This is a genomic window from Streptomyces sp. SID12501, assembly GCF_010550245.1.
In the GTDB taxonomy this organism is placed as follows: Bacteria; Actinomycetota; Actinomycetes; order Streptomycetales; family Streptomycetaceae; genus Streptomyces.
On sequence record NZ_JAAGLU010000033.1, the window covers coordinates 1 to 20402 of the forward strand.

The window sequence follows — 20402 nt, forward strand, 5'->3', positions numbered from 1 at the left end:
GAAACCGGGGGTGGCGCCCGCCGCCGCGTCGCCGACCGCGCGGCTGGCCGAGGCGGCCCCGGCGAGCAGCAGCAGCCCGGCCACACCCGCGGTGCCGATCCGGACGTCGGCGGGGCCGCCGGGCCAGGCCAGCACCAGCAGGCCCAGCGTCAGGGCGGCCACCGTCATCCCGAGCAGCAGCCGGCGCCCTGCGGCCGGGTTCCAGCCGTGCAGCCGGTCCCGGGTGACGTTGGCGATACCGTCCACCAGGTCGTCGAGCCGGACCTCGGGCAACGACTCGGTGTGCGGGCGGAGATACAGCACCTCGCCGTCCTTGAGGTCGAGCGCCTCCAGGGTGCCCTCCTCGTCCAGCGGGGCGCCGCCCAGGCGCTGCAGGACCCAGCCGTCGTGCTCCAGGCCGTTCTCCTCGATGTCCTCCCCGGCGTACCGCAGCACGGTGGGCAGCAGATCGGCCACGGGCACGTCGGCGGGCACCGCCAGATCGATGGTCCTGGCCGGGGCCCGTACCGTGAGGCGGCACAGGCCCGCAACGGAGCTGTCGGTCATGGTGGGGCTCACGTCTCCAGAGGTTTGGGCGGCAGGCTCGTTCGCGTCCGCTTGGACGTACGAGTTGATGACATGCAGACTACTGACCGCCGATCGAACGGAATTATGGGTCCCGTTGCAGTCGTGTGTCACAAAGCCCCACCGGCACGCCTCTGTCGGCCGGTTCGCGACCGGGCGGCATTTCAACCCTTTGAAGGAGCATGTGCGTTGAGCGTGGTTCTGTTCCGCAGGCCGGCCCGCCGCCGGGGCCCGGACATGCCCGAGGGCGAGTTGACTCTCCAGGAGCCACCGACGCTTCCCGAGGTCGTCGCGGACAGCTCGGCGATCTGGACGTATCTGCCGATGGCCATGATGTCGGTGTCGATGATGCTGATGTTCATCCGGCCGGGCGGCGGCAACGGCGCGTTCATGTACATCGCGCTGGGCATGATGGTGCTGGCGTCCGCCGCCATGATGGTCGGCCAGGTGATGCGCAAGGCCGGCGAGCGCAAGGAACGGCTGCGCGGTGAGCGGCGTGACTATCTGCGCTACCTCACCCAGACCCGCCGCAAGGTCCACCGGGCCGTCGTGGAACAGCAGTTGGCGCTGGCCTGGCGGCACCCCGACCCCAAAGTGCTGCGCACCATGGTGCGTACCACCCGGCTCTGGGAACGGCGGGTCAAGGACGAGGACTTCGGCGAGGTACGGATAGCCGTCGGCGACCAGCAGTTCGCCATGCGGCTCAACCCCCTTTCCACCAAGCCGGTCGAGGACCTGGAACCGCTCAGCGCGCACGCCCTGCGCCGCTTCGTCCGCGCCTACAGCACGGTGCCCGAGCAGCCCATCGCCCTCTACCTGCGCTCCTGGTCCCGCGTCCTGACCCGCGGCGACGACGCCGCCGTACGCGCCATGGTGCGGGCCGCGCTGTGTCAACTCGCCCTGTTCCACCCGCCGGAGGAACTGTGGGTGGCGCTCTGCGTCTCCGACGAGCGGCGCGCGGAGTGGGAGTGGGTGAAGTGGCTGCCGCACAACCTGCACCCGCAGGAGCAGGACGGCGCGGGCCCCGCCCGCATGGTGGCCACCGCCTTCAACGACCTGGAGGACCTGCTCGGCGCCGAGTTCACCGAGCGCCCGGTCTTCGACCCCGAAGCGGTGCCCGGCCGCGACGAGCCGTTCACGGTGATCGTCGTCGACGGCGTCACCGTGCCGGCCGGACACCGCCTGGACGGCCCCGGCTTCCGCAACACCATCGTCCTCGACCTGTCCGGTTCCCTCACCTGGCGTCCCGGCCGCTCCACCCTCCGCCTGGACGTGACACCGGCCGCGGTACGGCTCGTACGCACCGACCGCACCCGCAAGGAGCAGACCACCCTGCTGGGCCGCCCCGACCGGGTCGGCCCGGCCGCCGCCGAGTCACTGGCCCGGCTGATCGCCCCCTACCGGATGGGCCTGACCGCCGACTCCTCCGAACCACTTGCCGCCGACGTCCAGTTGACGACCCTGCTCGGCATCCCCGACCTCTACCGGCACGACCCGGCGACCCTCTGGCGCAAACACACCGGCGCCGCCCGGCTGCGCGTACCGGTCGCCATCGGTGCCGACGGCGCGCCCGTCGAACTCGACATCAAGGAGTCCGCGCAGGGCGGCATGGGCCCGCACGGCATGCTGATCGGCGCCACCGGCTCCGGCAAGAGCGAACTGCTGCGCACCCTGGTGCTGGGCCTGGCGCTCACCAACTCCTCCGAGACCCTGAACTTCATCCTCGTCGACTTCAAGGGCGGGGCGACCTTCCTCGGCCTGGACGAACTCCCGCACACCTCCGCCGTGATCACCAACCTCGCCGACGAAGTCGCCCTGGTGGACCGGATGCAGGACGCCCTGCACGGCGAACTCATCCGCCGCCAGGAGCTGTTGCGGGCGGCCGGAAACTACTCATCCGCCCTGGAGTACGAGAAGGCGCGGGCCGTCGGCACCCCGCTGGCCCCGCTGCCCAGCCTCTTCGTCGTCGTCGACGAGTTCAGCGAACTCCTCGCGGCGCACCGCGAGTTCATGGACCTGTTCGTCATGATCGGCCGCCTCGGCCGGTCCCTCGGCGTCCATCTGCTGCTCGCCTCGCAGCGCCTGGACGAGGGCCGCATGCACCAGCTGGAGAGCCACCTGTCCTACCGGGTGGGCCTGCGGACCTTCTCCGCGATGGAGAGCCGGGGCGTCCTCGGCGTCCCCGACGCCTACCAGCTGCCCTCGCAGCCCGGCGCCGGCTTCCTCAAGAGCGGCGTCGAGGCACTGACCCGCTTCCGGGCCGCCTACGTCTCCGGCCCGTACCGGCACCGGCGTGGTGCCGTCGTGCAGGCCCGCGTGGCCAGCCAGGTCGTGCCCTGGTCGGCGGGCTGGGTGGTGCCACGCAGCCCCGCCGCCGTACCCGAACCGGAGCGCGAGGAGGAGACGGAGTCCACCGACAGCCTGCTGTCCGTGGCCCTGGACCGGCTGCGCGACCACGGCCCCACCGCCCACCAGGTCTGGCTGCCGCCACTCGGTGCGTCCCCCACCCTGGACACGCTCCTCCCTGGCCTCGCCCCCTCGGCCGACCGGGGCCTGTCCGCCGCCGGCTGGCCCGGAACCGGCCGCCTGCGGGTGCCGGTCGGCCTCGTCGACAAGCCCTTCGACCAGCGCCGCGACCCACTGGTGGTGGACCTGTCGGCGGGCGGCGGCCACGTCGCCATCGCGGGCGGCTCACAGAGCGGCAAGTCCACGGTGCTGCGCACCCTGATCGCCTCACTGGCGCTCACCCACACCCCGGCCGAAGTCCAGTTCTACTGCCTCGACTTCGGCGGCGGCACCCTGTCCTCCCTGGCCGGACTGCCGCACGTCGGCGGAGTCGCGGCCCGGCTCGACAGCGAACGCATCAGCCGTACGGTGGCCGAGGTCACCGGCGTGCTCAACCAGCGCGAGCAGTTCTTCCTCGACCAGGGCATCGACTCCATGGCCACCTATCGGCGGCGCCGCGCGGCAGGCGAGTTCGCCGACCAGACGCACGGCGACGTCTTCCTCGTGGTCGACGGCTGGGCGCAGGTCAAGCAGAACTTCGACAACCTGCTGCCCACCTTCAACCAACTCGCCACCGGTGGCCTGAACTACGGCATCCACCTCATCGTCACCACCACCCGCTGGGTGGAGTTGTCCGCGCAGATCCGCGACCAGAGCGCCACCCGGCTGGAGTTGAGGCTCGGCGACACCATGGACTCCGTGGTGGACGTCCGCAAGGCGGCCACTGTGCCCCGTACTCCGGGCCGCGGCCTGACCGTCGGCGACAAACTCCACTTCCTTGCCGCGCTTCCGCGCATCGACGGCACAGACACCGCCGAGGACCTCGCCGATGGCGTCACCGCCCTGGTGGAGAAGATCGCCGCCGAGTGGACCGGCCCGCCCGCGCCGCCCGTACGCATGCTCCCGCAGCGTCTGCCGGCCTCCGCGCTTCCCCCGGCCGAACTCGGCGACGGCCTCCGCCTGCCCCTCGGTCAGGACGAGGAGACGCTCTCCACCGTCTGGCACGACTTCAGCCGCACCCCGCACCTCGTCGTCATCGGCGACACCGAGAGCGGCAAGACCAACCTGCTGCGCCTGGCCGCCAAGGCCGTCACCGACCGCTACACCGACACAGAGGCCCGCATCCTGGTCGTCGACTACCGCCGCGACCTCGTCGACGCCGTCCCCGCCGAATACCAGCTCGGCCACGCGGTGTCGGTGGACGCCCTCAAGGAGTTGGTGGGCGGCTCCGCCCGCGCCCTGAAGACCCGCCTCCCGGGCCCGGACATCACCCCTGCCCGAATGCGCCTGGCCGACTGGTGGAAGGGCCCCCGCCTGTTCGTCCTCGTCGACGACTACGACATGGTCGTGGGCAGCAACAACTACGAGCACCCCTTCGCCCCGCTCTTCGACCACCTGGCCCTCGGCCACGAACTGGGCCTCCACGTCATCGCGGTCCGCTCGGCGACCGGCGCGGGCCGCGGCCTGAACGACCAGCTCCTGCGCCGCCTGGACGAGGTCAACACCCCCGGCATACTGCTGTCCTGTCCCCCGAGCGAGGGCTACGTCTTCGGCAACATCAAGCCACGCAACCTGCCCCCGGGCCGAGCCCAGTACGTGGTACGCCGCAAGGCGACCCTGATCCAGACGGCGGTGCTGGAGGGGTCCGGCGACATGGACTGACCCCGGGGCCCCGCCCGGACCCGGACCATCAAGTCCGTCCGGGAGCGCAGCCTTCAGGAACAGGAGGGGCCGGGCAGGGGGCCGGGGGCGAAGAGCCCCCGCCTCAGCCGAGGTCCTGCCCCGCCCGCCACCCCCGCGCCCGCCCTCGGGGCAACACGACCACCGCCCACACCACCAGCAGCAACACCGCCCCACCCCCCGCCGCGAACAACACGGCACGACGCGTCGGCGCGGCACCGGGATCGTCAGGCAGCCGCACCGGCGCCTCCTGCCCCACAGCCGCCGCCACTCCCCGCTCCGCCGCCCCCACGGACGTCACCGCCGCATACGGATCCAGCCGCGGCACCGCATCGGGATATGCCGTCGAGACAAGCCGCGCCGCGGTCTGCGCGCCCGTCAGCCCGGGATGCGCCGACCGCACCAGCGCCGCCGCCCCGGCCACGAACCCTGCCGCGAACGACGCCCCGGAGCCGATGTAGTGGCCGCCGCCGCGAGGTCCGGGACCGACCACACCATCACCGGGCGCCGTCAGATCGGCGTCACGCGGCAGCAGCGCGTTGTCCGGCCGCCCGCCGCTGGAGTCCACGTCCAGCACGGACAGCACACCCTCCTGCGCCGCAGGCCAGTACGCCCGCGGATCCGGCGTGTCCCTGGATGACGCGCTGCTCTTGGCCGGCGGATCGGGAACCGCGGCGGCCACCACCAACGCGTCGTGCGCGACCGCGTCCTCGACGGCCTCGGTCAGTGCCGCCGACCCCTGCACCAGCGCCGGCGACACCTCGATCACCTTCGCCCCGGCGTCGACCGCCGCCCCGATCCCCGCGGCGACGCTCGCCGCCGTGGCGGTGCCCCGGGCGTCGGTGCCGCGCACGGCGACGATACGGGCCTGCTGGGCGACCCCGGCGAAGCGGACCCCGTCCACGGTCGTGGCCGCGACCAGCCCGGCGACGAAACTCCCGTGCCCCACACAGTCCTGCCCCGCTTCCCCGACCACCGTCACCCGCCCCTTCAGCGCGGGCGCGGTCGTCGACACCCCGGTGTCCACGACCGCCACGGTCACCCCGGCGCCGGCCGAGAACTGCCACGCGCGCGGCAGTTGGAGACTCTGCTGCTCCCACGGCACGGAAGTGGCCCGCTCGGTGGAGGCACCGGTGCAGGCGTCGTCGGCATCGAGCCGGGACGGCATCACGGGCAGCCGTACCGGCGAGCCGTCCGCGGCGGAGGCGGCCGGCCCGGCGAGGAGAACCAGAGGCAGGAGTACGGCGAACGTCCGGGCCGGCCGGAGACGGGGGAGAGGGCGACGCATGAACCGCATCCTATGGCGCTGAAGCCAGACCCGACCCAGACGCCCTACCTCCCAACCCCCGCCTCTCCTGCACCCAGTTGAGACACACGGGCCACATGCCGTGGCGCCAGGTCGGCGCTACGGACGCCACACCGAAACCTCTGCCGTCCCCGTCCCCGCCCCCAACCACCATCCCCCTCAGCCCGGTTGAGGCACATCCCCCGGCACCAGCAGTCGCAGGTCGTCCAGTCCCGGCGCGGCCATCACGCTGACCCGCCCGGCCTGACGCGTCATCATGCCCTCCAGCACCTGCCGCGCCAGGCGAGCGTTGCCGAACGAGCGGTCCCTCGGCAGCGCGTCGAAGTACTCCCGCAGCACGGCCCCGGTTCCCGGACCGCACTCGTAACCCGTACTGTCCGCGTGCATCCGTACGATCGTGACCAGTTCGTCGGACGAGTAGTCCGCGAACCTGACGCGCCGTGAAAAGCGTGAGGACAGGCCGGGGTTGGAGGCCATGAAGCCCTCCATCTCCCGTGTGTAGCCGGCGACGATCACCACGACCTGCTCCCGGTGGTCCTCCATGAGCTTGAGCAGCGTGTCGACGGCCTCCTGGCCGAAGTCGGACCCGGAGCCCGATCCCGCGGGCGTCAGCGTGTACGCCTCGTCGATGAACAGGACGCCCCCCAGGGCCCGTTCGAAGACCTCGCGGGTGAGCTGCGCGGTGTGTCCCACGTACCGTCCGACGAGGTCGGCCCGGGACACCTCCACCAACTGCCCGCGCGGCAGCACCCCGAGCGAGACCAACAGCTCGCCGTAGAGCCGGGCCACGGTCGTCTTGCCGGTGCCGGGCGGGCCGCTGAAGACCAGGTGGTGGCTGATCCGGGGTGCGGGGAGGCCGGCGGCCTCACGCTGGCGGGCGGTGGAGAGAAGGTTGACGAGATCGGTGACGTCGCGTTTGACGGCGGCCAGGCCCACCATGTCGCCGAGCCGGGACAGCGCGTCGCTCCGCGAGGGCCCGCCCCCCGCCTCACCCGCCGCCGCGGCGGCCTCCGCACCGACGTCCTCCGGGAGCAGCAGCGAGAGGTCACGCTCGCCGACCTCGACCAGGCCGGCCAGCCGTACGGCCTGCCGGTCGACCATCTCCTCGAAGACCTGCCGGGCGGCCCGGCCGTTGCCGAACGCGGCATCCTTCGGCATGCGTTCGAAGTGCGTGGCCAACGCGGCGGCCGTGCCCTCGCCCAGTTCGTACTGGTGGCGGACGCACATGCTCTCCATGATGGCGACCAGCTCGGGCACCGAGTAGTTCTCGAACTCCACGGTCCGGGAGAATCGGGAGGCCAGCCCCGGATTGGAGCCGAGGAACGACTGCATCTCGCCCGAGTACCCGGCCGCGACGACGACCACGTCCTCCCGGTGGTCCTCCATGAGCTTGAGCAGCGTGTCCACCGCCTCCCGCCCGAAGTCGGCCCCTGAACTCCCGCTGTCGGCCGTCAGGGTGTACGCCTCGTCGATGAACAGCACTCCGCCCAGTGCCCGGTTGAACGCCTCGGTGGCCTTGATCGCCGTACCACCGATGACCTGGGCGACGAGATCCGCCCGCGAGACCTCCACCAGATGCCCGGACCGCAACGCGCCCAACTGGGCGAGGATCGTGCCGTAGAGCCGGGCCACGGTGGTCTTACCGGTGCCGGGCGGCCCCGCGAAGACCAGATGGCGGCTCATCGGCGGTGCCGACATACCGAGTTGGGCACGGCGCTGCGCCAGCTGCGTGAGGTTGACCAGCGTACGGACCTGCTGCTTCACGTTGGACAGGCCGATGAGCGCCTCCAGTTCGGCGAGCGGGCCCGTCTCGGCCGCCGCGCCGCCGGCCGGGGCGGTTCCGGCGGGGTCGGTGCCCTCGCTGTCGCCGTAACCCCAGGCGTCCCGCTGGCCGTTGCCGTTGCTGGTGAGCCCTTCGACGGCGAGCCGGTCACCCCGCTTGGACTGGATCAGGCCGCCGCCCTTGTTGTCGCGGACCACGCAGTTGACGACGGACACCGGGTCGGTGCTCTCGACCCGCAGGCCGTCCTTCGAACTTCCGCCGATCTCACAGGCGTTGAGGGAGGCCCGGCCACCCTCGCGGACCAGGACACCGTTCTCGCCGGCGGCGTTCACCTTGACCCGGGTCGCGGTGAGTTCGCCCCCCGAGTCGACGACGACACCGTCGCCGCCCGGCTCGCGGAACTCGCAGTCGCGGGCGGTGGCGCTGCCGCCGGCGGCCACCATCAGGCCCACACCGGCCGGGGCGAGGACGCTGGTGCCGCCGATGTACAGGTTGCCGTCACTCTCGACATGGACACCCGCGCCGCCGGCCCGGTCGATCTCGCTGTCCTCCAGCCGGCCCCGCCCGTCCTTGACGGCCTCCACGCCGTGGCTGCCCGAACCGCTGACCCTGGCCCGGCGAAGCATGGGATTGGCGCCGCTGCGCACGCTGATGCCGACTCCGGCGGCGTCGATGACGTCCAGCCGGTCGAGTTCGGCGGTGGACTCCTCCTCCAGGAGCACGCCCGTCGCCGCACAGTCCCGCACGGTCAGCGAGGTCAGCGTGGGAGAGGCGGACCCGGCCACGCGCAGCGCGGGGGCCTGGGAGGTGTCCAGCCAGCAGTCCTCGAACGTGCCGCGCGCCCGGTCGGTGACCAGAATGCCGTTGCCCTCCGTACGGGCGGTCCGGCAGCGCCGCAGCAGCGGGTCGCTGCCGTGCGAGACGACGATGGCCGGCCCGGTCGTCGCGGTGACCCGGAGCTCCTCCAGGACCGTCCGCGAGGAGCTGGTCAGATGGACGCCGATGGAGGTGTCGTGCACGACCGTGCGCACCACCTGGGTCGTGCAGTGCTCCTCCAGCGCGATCGACGGCTTGTCGGTGGACGATATGTCGCACTCCTCGACGGAGCCCTGCGCCTGACCGTTGGCGAGGACGCCGTTGCCCCGGGCGTCCCGGATGGTGCAGCCGCGCACCGTTACCCGGCCGCGCTCGCCGATGACCACTCCGGAGGTTCCCAGGTGCTCGATGGTGCAGGAGTCCACCGAACTGTCCACGTTCGAGGTGACCACCACCCCGGCCCCGGCCGGGCTGCTCACCCGGCAGTCCCGCATCGCCAGCGAGCCGGCGCCACGTGCCAGTACGGCCGCCCAGGAGGCACCGGAGACATCGCAGCCGTCCATCGCGACCTGCCCGCGGGCGGCGTCCACGGCGGGAAGTTCCTCGTCACGGCCGCGCAGCACCAGGTCGGTGAGCATCACCGCGTCAGCCTTCAGCGTGAGCACGCTGCCACGCCGCGGACGTATCTCCACCGTGCCGCGTGCCTGCTCGGCGACGATGGTGACCCGGGTGACGACGACGAGGTTCTCTTCGTAGGTCCCGGGTCGCACACTGATCACGGCGCCGCTGCGCGCCCTCGCCAGTGCCTCTCCGATCGTCCGAAAGTCCTCGGTGCCCTCCGGGCAGACCGTCAGTACCTGGCGTGACACGCGCCCTCCATCTCTCACGGCGTTCCCTGCCCGGCGTGGGCAGCACCATCATGCCGGGACGGACGGGCATGGTCACGCCACAGCCCCGGAAAGCGGAGACAGCCGGAGGGGGCCGAAGCACAGGGGGAGAAAAGCAGAAAACCCCACGTGAAGTGGGGTCTCAGCGAGTGTCCGAGGGGGGACTTGAACCCCCACGCCCGATAAAGGGCACTAGCACCTCAAGCTAGCGCGTCTGCCATTCCGCCACCCGGACAAGGTGTCTGTCGCGCGGGGTTGCCCCCGTGGCGACGAAGGAAACATTACCAGGCTTTCCAGGGTGGCCGGTCACCCCCTGTCGCCGCGTGAACGGTGTGTGACGGGCCCGGACCGGCCTTGGGGTGCGGCGGGTCGGAGAGGGAGGATGAGGGATGACCACCAGCAGGAACAGTGGGAGGTAGCACCGTGAGCGGGACGGACACGACCAGAGGCGTCACCGGCGAGGACGAGGTGGTGGACCTCTGTCGCGAGCTCATCCAGATCGACACCAGCAACTTCGGCGACCATTCGGGACCGGGTGAACGCAAGGCCGCCGAGTATGTCGCGGAGAAGCTCGCCGAGGTGGGTCTGGAGCCGCAGATCTTCGAGTCGCACAAGGGGCGCGCCTCCACCGTGGCGCGCATCGAGGGCGAGGACCGGTCCCGGCCGGCGCTGCTCATCCACGGCCACACCGACGTCGTACCGGCCAACGCGGCGGACTGGACCCACCACCCGTTCTCGGGCGAGATCGCGGACGGGTGCGTGTGGGGCCGGGGCGCGGTCGACATGAAGGACATGGACGCGATGACCCTCGCGGTCGTCCGTGACCGGCTGCGCACCGGCCGCAAGCCCCCGCGCGACATCGTTCTCGCCTTCCTCGCGGACGAGGAGGCGGGTGGTACGTGGGGCGCGCGGCACCTCGTGGACAAGCACCCCGACCTGTTCGAGGGCGTGACGGAGGCGATCGGCGAGGTCGGCGGGTTCTCCTTCACCGTCAACGAGAAGCTGCGGCTGTATCTGGTGGAGACGGCCCAGAAGGGCATGCACTGGATGAAGCTGACCGTCGACGGCACCGCCGGACACGGTTCGATGATCCACAAGGACAACGCGATCACCGAGCTGTCGGAGGCTGTCGGACGCCTCGGCCGGCACAAGTTCCCCGTCCGGGTCACCAAGACGCTCCGGCACTTCCTCGACGAACTCGGCGACGCGCTGGGCACCGAGCTGGACCCCGAGAACATGGACGCGACGCTCGCCAAGCTCGGCGGCATCGCCAAGCTGATCGGCGCCTCGCTGCAGAACACGGCCAACCCGACCCAGCTGGGCGCCGGTTACAAGGTCAACGTCATTCCGGGCCAGGCCACCGCGCACATCGACGCCCGTTACCTGCCCGGCTACGAGGAGGAGTTCCTGGCCGACCTGGACCGCGTCCTCGGCCCGAACGTGAAGCGCGAGGACGTGCACGCCGACAAGGCGCTGGAGACCTCCTTCGACGGGGCGCTCGTGGACGCCATGCAGACCGCGCTGGTCGCCGAGGACCCGATCGCCCGGGCCGTGCCCTACATGCTCTCGGCCGGTACCGACGCCAAGTCCTTCGCGGACCTCGGCATCCGCTGCTTCGGCTTCGCGCCGCTGAAGCTGCCGCCGGAGCTGGACTTCGCGGGCATGTTCCACGGTGTTGACGAACGTGTACCGGTCGACGCGCTGAAATTCGGGGTGCGTGTGCTCGACCGCTTCATCGGGGCATCCTGAATCCCGCGCCGGGACTGTGTTCCCGGGAGTTCCTCCGGGTTCCCGACACCCTTGAATGCGCCCGGAATTACCCGATTGAACGACACTCCAATAATCGTCCGCATGTGCGTGGCTGACTGAGAAGAGTGAATGCGCTCATACGGTCGTAGCCCTAATGCCCCCTCCTCGTTACTGGTGATGCGGTCCGCTACTCGGGATCGCATTGCCAACAAGGAGAAAATAATGATCAAGAAGATCGTCGCCGCTGCGGCTGCCACCGGTGGTCTGGTTCTCGCGGGTGCGGGCCTGGCCGTCGCCGATGCGGGTGCCCAGGGTGCTGCCGTGCACTCCCCGGGTGTCCTGTCCGGCAACGTCATCCAGGTTCCCGTTCACGTCCCGGTGAACGTCTGCGGCAACACGATCTCCGTGATCGGGCTGCTGAACCCCGCCTTCGGCAACACCTGCGTCAACAACTGATGCTGCACCTCACCTCGTGAGGTTCTGACTCCCAGTGAGTCTGAGCCTGTCGGCCCCGGAACGCTTTTTGCGCTCCGGGGCCGACAGGTCGTTCCGGAAGGTTCACGACACAGCATGTGAAGGCAGGGATGCAGCAATGCGACAGGTCACCCGCAAGGGCCTGATGACCGTGGCGGCCGCGACAGGCGTGATGGCCGCCGCCGGCGGCGCCCAGGCGCACGCGGACTCGGGCGCGAACGCCGCCGCCTCCAACTCGCCGGGCGTGCTGTCCGGCAACACGGTGAGCGCGCCGGTGAGCGTGCCGGTCAACGCCTGCGGCAACACCGTGAGCGGCGTCGGTCTGCTCAACCCGGCAATGGGCAACAAGTGCGCCAACGGCGGAGGCGGCGGCAAGGGCAGCGGCGGCCACGGCGCACCGGGCGGACACGGCGACCAGGGCCAGCACGGCGGTCATGGCAACCAGGGCAACCAGGGTGGTCATGGCGGCCAGGGAGGTCACGGCTCGTCCGGCGGTTACGGCGACGACGGCGGCGGTTACGGCTCGCCTGGCGGCTACGGCGGCTACGGCGGCTACAGCGGCTACAGCGGTCACGATGGGTACGGCGGCCAGGGCGGGTTCGGCGACTCGGGCGCCCCGGGTGACTTCGGGTACCCGGGCAGCCCCGGCGGCTCCGGTGACTGGGCCGACTGGCACGGTTGGGAGGGCTCGCACGCCGGCGGGTACGCCACCGACTCCCCGGGGGTCGGGTCCGGCAACCAGGTGGAGGCCCCGGTCGACGCACCGGTGAACCTCTGCGGCAACACCGTCGACGTAGTCGGTCTGCTCAACCCGGCGATGGGCAACGACTGCGCGAACACCGGGGACCACGCGGGCGGCGGCCACCCGGCGCCGCCTCCGGAGACCGACGAGCCGTGCACGCCCCCCAGCGGCGGTCCCGAGACCCCGCCGCCGCCCCGGCCGAGCGGCCCCGAGCAGCCCGGAAAGCCGCAGCAGCCGGAGAGCCCTCAGCTTCCGGGCGGCCCCGCACAGCCGGGAAACCCGGGCACTCCCCAGGTTCCGGTCACTCCCCAGCTCCCGGGGAACCCGCAGACGCCCGGACACCCGCAGCAGCCCACCACCCCGGAGCAGCCCACCACCCCGGAGCACCCGGCGACCCCGCACCACCCGGGAACCCCGGCCCAGCCGACCACTCCCGTCAGGCCGGCGTCGCCGCTCACACCGCCCAGTACCGCGCACGGCGTGACGCCTCCGGCCGCCCCCACGTACGTCGACCGGAGCGGTGGGCGGACCGTGCCGCAGCCCCGGGCCGCCGCGCAGCTCGCGCACACCGGCGGTGACCTGCCGCTGGGCGTCGCCCTGCCGGTGGGTGCGGGCATGCTGCTCGCGGGCACCGTCCTCTACCGCAAGTCACGCCCCTCGGCGTAGACCCGTACGGAATACGGCAGTTCCGTACGAACGGGAGTAAAACGCCGCACGGTCACCCGGCGGCGTGCTGAACGGAGCGGGCCCCGCGTCTGCGGGGCCCGCTCCGTTTCCGCGCTGTCACCTCACCACGTGGCCCGCACCTGGCGGATGATCCGCCGCCGCAACCGCACTCTGCGGCTGCCGTCGCGCAGCAGGCTCAGGCGGTCCAACTCCCAGTGTCCGTACTCGGCATGGTCCGTGAGCAGACGTGTCGCCTCCTTGCGGGTGACCCCGCGTGGTACGTACACGTCGACAAATTCGTATTCCGGCATCGCATCTATTGTGCGGGCAGAGGCCCGGTACGGATAGCGTCTGCACTATGTCTGATGCTGCGCAGCCCACCGCTGCCGAGGTACGCGCCGCCGCCGAGGCGGTCAAGACCGCGCTCGACCGCCACCTGGCGGCGGTCGAACGCCGGTCGGGGGAGGACGACCCCGATGTCTATGAGGCGTTCAACCAGCTGGCCGCTGCCGCCGAGGTGTACGACGAGCTGCTCTACGACCGCTATGACGAGGTCACCCCCTTCGAGATCCCGGGTACGGACGACGCGCTGCCGCCGTACGCGGGCCCCGAGGAGCCGAACGCGCTGAGTGTGCTCATCCGCCGCGACTACGCCGTGGTGGAGCCGCAACGACTTCTGGCGCAGGCGCAGCGGGTGGAGGCCGTGGACGACGACGGCACGGGCGCCGAGGCCGCCGGCACCGTGCACGGGGCGCTGGGCATTCTGTTCGGCGAGTTCGAGCCGGACGAGATCGCCTCCCGGCACAAGGAGTTCGGCCTTGAGGAGGCCGACTCCACGCTGTGGGTGACGGCCGCGGACGAGCCGGCCGATCCCGGTGAGTGGCTGGAGGCTCCCTTCGACCAGGTCGACGCGGAGCGGGTGGTCTGCCGTTTCGACGTCAGCGCGGTCTTCGACGACGACGCCGACGACGTCATCGAGGACGACGACCTGTTGGAGGACGAACTCGATCCCGACCTGGTGGCAGCGGGCCTGGACGAGGACGAGGACCTGGAACCACTGGACGCCGATCGCCGGCGCTAGCCGGCCGGTGATCGGACGCCCAGACAGAGGCGGTCATGAGAAGCCCTGCTTCTCATGACCGCCTCTGTCGTTCGTCCTGGTCAGCCTGCCGGCGGCACCTGGGCTCCGAGCAGGCCCGGCAGCCGCGTCGTACGGGCCTTCGCCGGGACCTCCGCGACCGCGCGGGCCAGCGCCTGGTCCACGCCGTGCACCACGGAGAGGTGACGCTCCGCGCGGCCGAAGGCCGTGTAGACCCAGGGCCGGGTCAGCGACGAGGCCGCGTCCCCGGGCAGCACCACGACGGTCGCCGGCCAGTGCAGCCCGACCGCCTGGTGCGCGGTGAGCGCCCACCCGTGCCGCACGCTCAGCTCGACCCGCTCCTTCGGTACGACGACGGGGGCGCCGCCGCACTCCAGGTGGAGCCCTTCCGCGTCGGCCTTGACGACCTGCCCGGACACCGTCCGCCCCGGCGCGGGGGAGTACGCGATCCGGTCCCCCGGGTCGAAGCCGCCGAAGCGGCCCGGGCCGGGGTTCAGCCGCTCCTTGAGAGCGGAGTTGAGCGCGCGCGTGCCCGCCGCGCCGCCATGCCCCGGGGTGATCACCTGGGTCTGCTCCGGCGGTACACCGAGCGCCCTGGGCAACGAGTCCGCGACGAGCTGCACGGTCCGGTGCACCGCCTCGCCCGCGTCCCGCACGGGGACGATCACGACCTCCTTGCCGGGCGCCTCGACCTGGGTGAGCTCGCCTACGGAGACGCCCGAGACGAGTTCGCCGATCGGGCCGGGATCGGGCGTGCGCGAGACGATGTGCGGGCACGCGCGTGCGGCGAGCAGGTCGGCGAAGACCCGGCCCGGCCCGGCCGACCACAGCACCGCCGGATCACCGCTCAGCAGCAGCCTGGCCCCGTCGGGCAGCGACTCCACGAGCATCGCCGCGCTCTCCACGTCGAGCTGCGGCGCGTCCAGTACGACCAGCAGATCGAGTTCGAACGCGCCCTCGGCGTCCCGCCCGGGCCCCTCGAACCCGGCCAGCAACCCGGCGACGGTGACGACGGACTCCGAGTCCGACCGTGAGTCCGCGTCGGAGGTGTCCTCGGGCGCGAGAAGTGCCGCGAAACGCCGGCGCCCGTCGGGTGTGTGGGCCGCCGCGCAGACCCGCAGGCCCAGGGAACGGGCCGCGGCGACGAGGGCGGCCGGTTCGGCGCGCGCCGCGTCACCGCCGGTGTGCAGCACGAGCCCGTGCCCGGCTACGGCACGGATCAACTCGGCCGCGGAACCGGATCCGGAGCCCGACGCCCCGGCCGACGACTCCCAGTCCTCGGACGCCTCCTTGGGCAGCGAGTTGACGATCCGGGCGAGTCCGTCGGCGAGGCTCTCCTCGGCGAGCGCGTACCGCTCCAGCCCGATGAGCACGCGAACAGGGCGCTCGGGGGCCTCGCTGTCCTCGTCGTCCGTGTCGTCCCCGGTGTCCTGTCCGGCCGCGGTGGGCCCTGTGGCTTCCTCGACCGGGTCCTGGAACTCCAGGGCCTCGCCCTCCGCGACCGCGCTCTGCACTGCGGTGTCCGGGTCGGGCACGCCGCGCTGGGTGAGCGCGCCGGTGAGGGTGGAGGCGTCCAGCACCGTGTGTCCGGCCAGGGCGGCCTGCTCCAGCAGCCACACCGTGAGCGCCCGGCCCCGCCGCTCGTCGTCCGGGCCGCACCCGGCGCCGAGCAACGCCCGTGCGAACCCGTCGGCCTGCTCGGGCCGCACCCCGGCGACCCGGAGCAACTGCCAGGGATCCGCGCGCAGTTGTCCGTCCGCTCCTTCGCCGAGCGCCGTGACGACCTGCGACGCGAGCGTGTCCGGCGCGCCGCCCTGCGCCAGTACGCCCCGTACGGTCTCGACGGCTTCCGGGTCGCCGACGACGGGCGTGGCGGTCTCGGGCAGCCGTGCGGGAACGGTCGAGGCGGAGGGCGCGGGGGAGGGGGCGGGGGAGACCGAGGGCCGTGCGGCAGGGACTCCGGACCCGGACGTGGGCCGGGACTCCGGTGAGCGGAAGACGATGGCCGCCGCGGGCTTCTCCCCGCTCTCCACGGCCCGGACGGCCGCCATCAGATCGGCGGCCTTACCGCTGAGCTTCGTGCCGCTCGCGATCGGCCCCTGCTTCTCGGCCTTGCGCCGCTCGATCCGCTCCCGGAGCTCCCGCTGCGCGGCCAGCTCGGCCTGGGCCTCGGACAGCTGCGCGGCGTCGCCACCGCCACCGCCGGCGTCGGCGGTGGCGGTGGACTCGGTCTGCTCAGCGGTCTCAGCGTTCTCGGCAGTCTCGGTGTTCTCGGTCGACGAATCGTCCGCCGTGTCCTGGGCGGCCTCCTCGGGGGCGCCCGGGGTCCCCGGCTCGGCTTCCTCCGTGGTGTCGGGCTCCGTGGTCACAGCGTGCTCCAGTCGTGATCGGGATAGCGGTGCACAGGCGCTGACACGTCGTCGAGCGCCCGGCAGATCTCGTCAGGAAGACTAAGGGTCTCCACTGACAACGCGGCCGTGAGCTGCTGCGCGTTGCGCGCGCCGACGATGGGGGCGACCACACCGGGCCGGTCGCGGATCCAGGCGAGCGCCACCTGCAGCGGCGTCACCGCCAGTCCGTCCGCCGCGATCTGTACGGCGTCCACGATGCGGCTCGCCGTGTCGTCGAGATACGGCGCGACAAAGGGCGCCAGATGCTCCGAGGCGCCCCGGGAGTCCGCAGGCGTCGACTGACGGTACTTGCCCGTGAGGACGCCGCGGCCGAGCGGCGACGAGGGCAGGAGCCCGACGCCCAGGTCGAGTGCGGCGGGCAGCACCTCGCGTTCGATGCCGCGCTGGAGCAGTGAGTACTCCACCTGGGTGCTGGACAGGCGCGTACGTATGCCCGGTGCCGCGAGCTGCCAGGTCGCCGCCTTGGCCAGCTGCCAGCCGCAGAAGTTGGAGACACCGACGTATCGGGCGCGTCCGCTGCTGACGGCGAGGTCGAGGGCCTGGAGGGTCTCCTCCAGGGGGGTGTCGGGGTCGTAGGCGTGGATGTGCCAGACGTCGACGTAGTCCGTGCCGAGGCGGGCGAGGGAGGCGTCGAGGGCGGCGAGGAGGTGGCCGCGGGAGCCGTCGACGCGGCGGTCGGGGTCGGGGACGCTGCCGGCCTTGGTCGAGATGACCAGGTCGCGGCGCGGCACCAGCCCTTCCATGAGCTGTCCGAGCAGATACTCGGCCTCTCCGTCGCCGTACACGTCCGCGGTGTCGACGAGGGTTCCGCCCGCTTCCCAGAACGCTTTCAACAGGGCCGCGGCGTCATGCTCGTCGGTGTCCCGACCCCATGTCAGGGTGCCGAGTCCGATCCGGGACACACGCAGGCCGGTACGGCCGAGATGCCTCTGCTCCATGAACGCCGAGATTACTGGCCAGAACCGACCAAGTGGGTTGCCTGTGGACAACGGTTTCCTCGCCCCCGCCGCCCCTACCCGTCCCATCCCTGGGGGCTCCGCCCCCGAACCCCCGTATCGCGCTGAACGCGCTCGTCCTCAAACGCCGGACGGGCTGAATGATCAAGCCCCGGCCGGCACCTTCAGCGCGAAGGGGGGTCTGGGGGCGCAGCCCCCAGGTTCGGGATGGGACGGGTAGGGGCGGCGGGGGCGAGAACTCCAAGGTCGCATCGACACCGGGCCGGCGAGATCCACGCCCCATCGCCGCCGGGGGCTGACGCGCTAGTGTCGGTCGTACAAGGGACGTTACTGATCGGTAAGGGGAATCGGCCATGCAGCTCGGGATCAACCTCGGCTACTGGGGCGCCGGAATGGACGCGGACAATCTGGCCGTCGCGCAGGAGGCTGACCGCCTCGGATACGCCGTCTGCTGGGCCGCCGAGGCCTACGGCTCGGACGCGGCCACCGTACTGACCTGGGTCGCCGCCCAGACCGAGCGCATCGACGTGGGCTCGGCCATCTTCCAGATTCCGGCCCGCCAGCCCGCGATGACCGCGATGACCGCCGCGACGCTGGACTCGCTCTCGGGTGGGCGGTTCCGGCTCGGTCTCGGCGTCTCGGGGCCACAGGTCTCCGAGGGCTGGTACGGCGTCAAGTTCGACAAGCCGCTCTCCCGTACGCGCGAGTACGTGGAGATCGTACGCAAGGCGATGAGCCGCGAACGGCTCTCCCACGACGGTGAGCACTGGACGCTGCCGCTGCCCGGCGGCCCGGGCAAGCCCATCAAGCTGACCGTGCACCCCGAGCGCGAGCACATCCCGCTCTACATCGCGGCGATCGGCCCCAAGAACCTCGAACAGACCGGCGAGATCGCCGACGGGGCGCTGCTCATCTTCCCGTCCGCCGCGCACATCGAGGACACCGCCATCAAGTACCTGCGCGCGGGGCGCGAGAAGGCGGGCAAGACCCTGGAGGGGTTCGACGTCTGCCCGACACTGCCGCTCGCCGTCGGCGACGACAAGGACGTGGCGACGCTCGCCGACACCTTCCGGCCGTACACCGCCCTGTACGTGGGCGGCATGGGCAGCCGTAAGCAGAACTTCTACAACCAGCTCGCCCAGCGCATGGGATACGAGAAGGAAGCCGCCGAGATCCAGGACAAGTACCTGTCCGGCGACAAGGCGGGCGCCGCGGCGGCCATTCCGCACGACCTGATCGACCAGACGACGCTGCTCGGCTCGGTGGACCGGATCGCCGACCGGATGCGGGCCTATGCCGCGGCCGGTGTCACCACGCTCACCCTCGCCCCGGCCGGCTTCACGCTCGACGAGCGGCTCGCCTCGCTCCGGGCGGGCACCGACGCCCTGGAGCGCGCCGGACTCGCGTAAGCGACGTAAGCGACAGGGACGTAGGCGGCAGGGACGGAAAAGTTCCGCGGCCGTGGTGGGGGCTCGGGGGTCTTCCCCGCCACGGCCGTCACGGAGCACAACGCGCGGCGGACGCGGCGGTTACGGCCCCCGAGCCCGCCGGGGACTCGTACTCACGTCCCGACGGGCCCCAGCCGGTCCTTCTTTCGGCGGAGCACCGGGACGTGAGCCTCGCAGTCATGGCCCACACAACCCACATGGGGCGTGTGCCGGGCCGGCCGAGGCGCAAGCCGGCGTTCCTCGCGGCGGGCATCCGTGCGGTGTACGTCTGCGAGCGCGTCGTCGGCCGGAGCCGCACGGTCTGCTACAGCCAGCCCCGGCGCTTGAACATGCGGTAGAGCAGGACCTCCACCACGGCCATCGTCGCGATCAGCGCCGGGTACGACCACACCCAGCGGAGCTCCGGCATGTGGTCGAAGTTCATGCCGTAGATCCCCGCGACCATCGTGGGGAAGGCCGCCATGGCGGCGAACGCGGAGATCTTCCGCATGTCGTCGTTCTGCCGGACGCTCATCTGCGCGAGATGGGCCGACAGTACGTCGGAGACCAGGCGGTCCAGGCCCTCCACGGACTCGTTCACGCGCGTGAGGTGGTCGCTCACGTCCCGGAAGAAGGGCTCGGCCTTCTCGTGGACGAAGGGCACGCGCGAGCCGAAGGCGCCCGTGCCAGAGAGCTTGCCGAGCGGCGTCGCCAGGGGGCCGGTGGCACGGCGGAACTCCAGGATCTGCCGCTTGAAGCGGTAGATGCGGGACGCGGTGTTGCGCGAGCCCCCGTCGGACGGTGAGAACACCTCCGCCTCCAGCTCCTCCAGGTCGGTGCCCAGTTCGTCCGCCACTTCCACGTAGTGGTCGACGACGGCGTCGGCGATCGTGTAGAGCACCGCCGTGGGGCCTTGCCGCAGCATCTCGGGTTCCGCCTCCAGACGGTGCCGTACGGCCGCGAGGGGCGCCTCCTCGCCGTGCCGCACGGTCACCACGAAGGAGTCGCCGATGAAGACCATGATCTCGCCGGAGGAGACGATGTCGGCCTTCGGCTCGTACCCGACCGGCTTGAGGACCATGAACAGCGAGTCGTCGTACACCTCCAGCTTCGGCCGCTGATGCGCCTTGAGGGCGTCCTCGACGGCCAGCGGGTGCAGTCCGAACTCCTCCGTGACCAGCTCGAACTCCTTCTCGGTGGGCTCGTGCAGACCGACCCAGACGAAGGCGTCCCCGACGTGGTGCGCACGGCACTCGTCGAGGGCGTCGGAGAAGTCCGCGGGCCCCTCCGTCCGGCGTCCGTCACGGTAGATGGCGCAGTCGACGATCACGATGTGC

13 protein-coding genes, 1 tRNA gene and 1 pseudogene are annotated in these 20402 nt (G+C 71.7%); 7 read left to right on the top strand and 8 right to left on the bottom strand.

The features are described from left to right. Positions 1-546 (bottom strand): type VII secretion integral membrane protein EccD (gene eccD, locus G3I71_RS33095; protein WP_164320452.1); only part of this gene is annotated, 546 nt, incomplete at its 3' end. A gap of 255 nt (positions 547-801) precedes the next feature. Here eccD and eccCa point away from each other — a divergent pair. Continuing rightward, positions 802-4731, top strand: coding sequence for a type VII secretion protein EccCa (gene eccCa, locus G3I71_RS33100; protein WP_164320610.1), 3930 nt, complete (start codon positions 802-804; stop codon positions 4729-4731). Between the two features lie 103 nt (positions 4732-4834). Here eccCa and G3I71_RS33105 read toward each other — a convergent pair whose 3' ends face one another. The 3 genes from G3I71_RS33105 to G3I71_RS33115 all read right to left on the bottom strand — a co-directional run bounded on the left by G3I71_RS33105 (position 4835) and on the right by G3I71_RS33115 (position 9776). Then, complete coding sequence (locus tag G3I71_RS33105; protein ID WP_164320455.1) at positions 4835-6046, bottom strand: S8 family serine peptidase; 1212 nt, start codon at positions 6044-6046, stop codon at positions 4835-4837. Between the two features lie 168 nt (positions 6047-6214). Next, positions 6215-9523: a right-handed parallel beta-helix repeat-containing protein gene (locus G3I71_RS33110; RefSeq protein ID WP_164320457.1), complete on the bottom strand. Its 3309-nt coding sequence runs from the start codon at positions 9521-9523 to the stop codon at positions 6215-6217. A gap of 168 nt (positions 9524-9691) precedes the next feature. Then, positions 9692-9776: transfer RNA gene (locus G3I71_RS33115), tRNA-Leu, on the bottom strand. Between the two features lie 188 nt (positions 9777-9964). Here G3I71_RS33115 and G3I71_RS33120 point away from each other — a divergent pair. The 3 genes from G3I71_RS33120 to G3I71_RS33130 all read left to right on the top strand — a co-directional run bounded on the left by G3I71_RS33120 (position 9965) and on the right by G3I71_RS33130 (position 13172). Continuing rightward, positions 9965-11290 carry a M20/M25/M40 family metallo-hydrolase gene (locus tag G3I71_RS33120; RefSeq protein WP_164320459.1) on the top strand — a complete coding sequence of 442 codons (1326 nt, stop codon included), beginning with the start codon at positions 9965-9967 and terminating at the stop codon, positions 11288-11290. 222 nt (positions 11291-11512) lie between these two features. Continuing rightward, positions 11513-11746: a chaplin ChpH gene (gene chpH / locus G3I71_RS33125; protein WP_164320461.1), complete on the top strand. Its 234-nt coding sequence runs from the start codon at positions 11513-11515 to the stop codon at positions 11744-11746. Between the two features lie 136 nt (positions 11747-11882). Further along, entirely contained in the window at positions 11883-13172 is a 1290-nt protein-coding gene (locus G3I71_RS33130) for a chaplin (protein ID WP_239149491.1), read from the top strand. A 122-nt stretch (positions 13173-13294) separates the two neighbouring features. On the opposite strand, the gene G3I71_RS33140 is transcribed toward G3I71_RS33130, so the two are convergent. Beyond that, positions 13295-13483 carry a DUF5703 family protein gene (locus G3I71_RS33140; RefSeq protein ID WP_018549191.1) on the bottom strand — a complete coding sequence of 63 codons (189 nt, stop codon included), beginning with the start codon at positions 13481-13483 and terminating at the stop codon, positions 13295-13297. 47 nt (positions 13484-13530) lie between these two features. On the opposite strand from G3I71_RS33140, the gene G3I71_RS33145 reads away from it, so the two are divergent. Beyond that, a complete protein-coding gene (locus G3I71_RS33145; protein WP_164320463.1) occupies positions 13531-14253 on the top strand; it encodes a hypothetical protein in 723 nt (240 codons plus the stop codon). Positions 14254-14333: 80 nt separating this feature from the next. On the opposite strand, the gene G3I71_RS33150 is transcribed toward G3I71_RS33145, so the two are convergent. Then, positions 14334-16640 (bottom strand): helix-hairpin-helix domain-containing protein, encoded by a 2307-nt coding sequence (locus G3I71_RS33150; protein WP_164320465.1) that lies wholly within the window; start codon positions 16638-16640, stop codon positions 14334-14336. Beyond that, positions 16637-17620 carry an aldo/keto reductase gene (locus tag G3I71_RS33155; RefSeq protein WP_164320467.1) on the bottom strand — a complete coding sequence of 328 codons (984 nt, stop codon included), beginning with the start codon at positions 17618-17620 and terminating at the stop codon, positions 16637-16639. Before G3I71_RS33155 ends, G3I71_RS33150 begins: the two co-directional genes overlap by 4 nt. Positions 17621-17991: 371 nt before the next feature. On the opposite strand from G3I71_RS33155, the gene G3I71_RS33160 reads away from it, so the two are divergent. Further along, entirely contained in the window at positions 17992-19047 is a 1056-nt protein-coding gene (locus tag G3I71_RS33160) for an LLM class F420-dependent oxidoreductase (RefSeq protein ID WP_164320469.1), read from the top strand. Positions 19048-19241: 194 nt separating this feature from the next. Beyond that, a pseudogene (locus tag G3I71_RS51535) lies at positions 19242-19424 on the top strand (ferritin-like domain-containing protein); the annotation flags it as partial. Here the strand turns inward: G3I71_RS51535 and corA are convergent. Continuing rightward, entirely contained in the window at positions 19391-20395 is a 1005-nt protein-coding gene (gene corA, locus G3I71_RS33170) for a magnesium/cobalt transporter CorA (RefSeq protein WP_164320470.1), read from the bottom strand. The pseudogene G3I71_RS51535 and the gene corA overlap by 34 nt on opposite strands. Between the last annotated feature and the right edge of the window lie 7 nt (positions 20396-20402).

Bases quoted from the DNA above. Each gene is read 5' to 3' on its own strand.
- eccCa (WP_164320610.1), top strand. From the start codon at position 802: ATGCCCGAGGGCGAGTTGACTCTCCAGGAGCCACCGACGCTTCCCGAG.
- G3I71_RS33105 (WP_164320455.1), bottom strand. From the start codon at position 6,046: ATGCGGTTCATGCGTCGCCCTCTCCCCCGTCTCCGGCCGGCCCGGACG.
- chpH (WP_164320461.1), top strand. From the start codon at position 11,513: ATGATCAAGAAGATCGTCGCCGCTGCGGCTGCCACCGGTGGTCTGGTT.
- G3I71_RS33130 (WP_239149491.1), top strand. From the start codon at position 11,883: ATGCGACAGGTCACCCGCAAGGGCCTGATGACCGTGGCGGCCGCGACA.
- G3I71_RS33140 (WP_018549191.1), bottom strand. From the start codon at position 13,483: ATGCCGGAATACGAATTTGTCGACGTGTACGTACCACGCGGGGTCACC.
- G3I71_RS33145 (WP_164320463.1), top strand. From the start codon at position 13,531: ATGTCTGATGCTGCGCAGCCCACCGCTGCCGAGGTACGCGCCGCCGCC.
- G3I71_RS33155 (WP_164320467.1), bottom strand. From the start codon at position 17,620: ATGGAGCAGAGGCATCTCGGCCGTACCGGCCTGCGTGTGTCCCGGATC.
- G3I71_RS33160 (WP_164320469.1), top strand. From the start codon at position 17,992: ATGCAGCTCGGGATCAACCTCGGCTACTGGGGCGCCGGAATGGACGCG.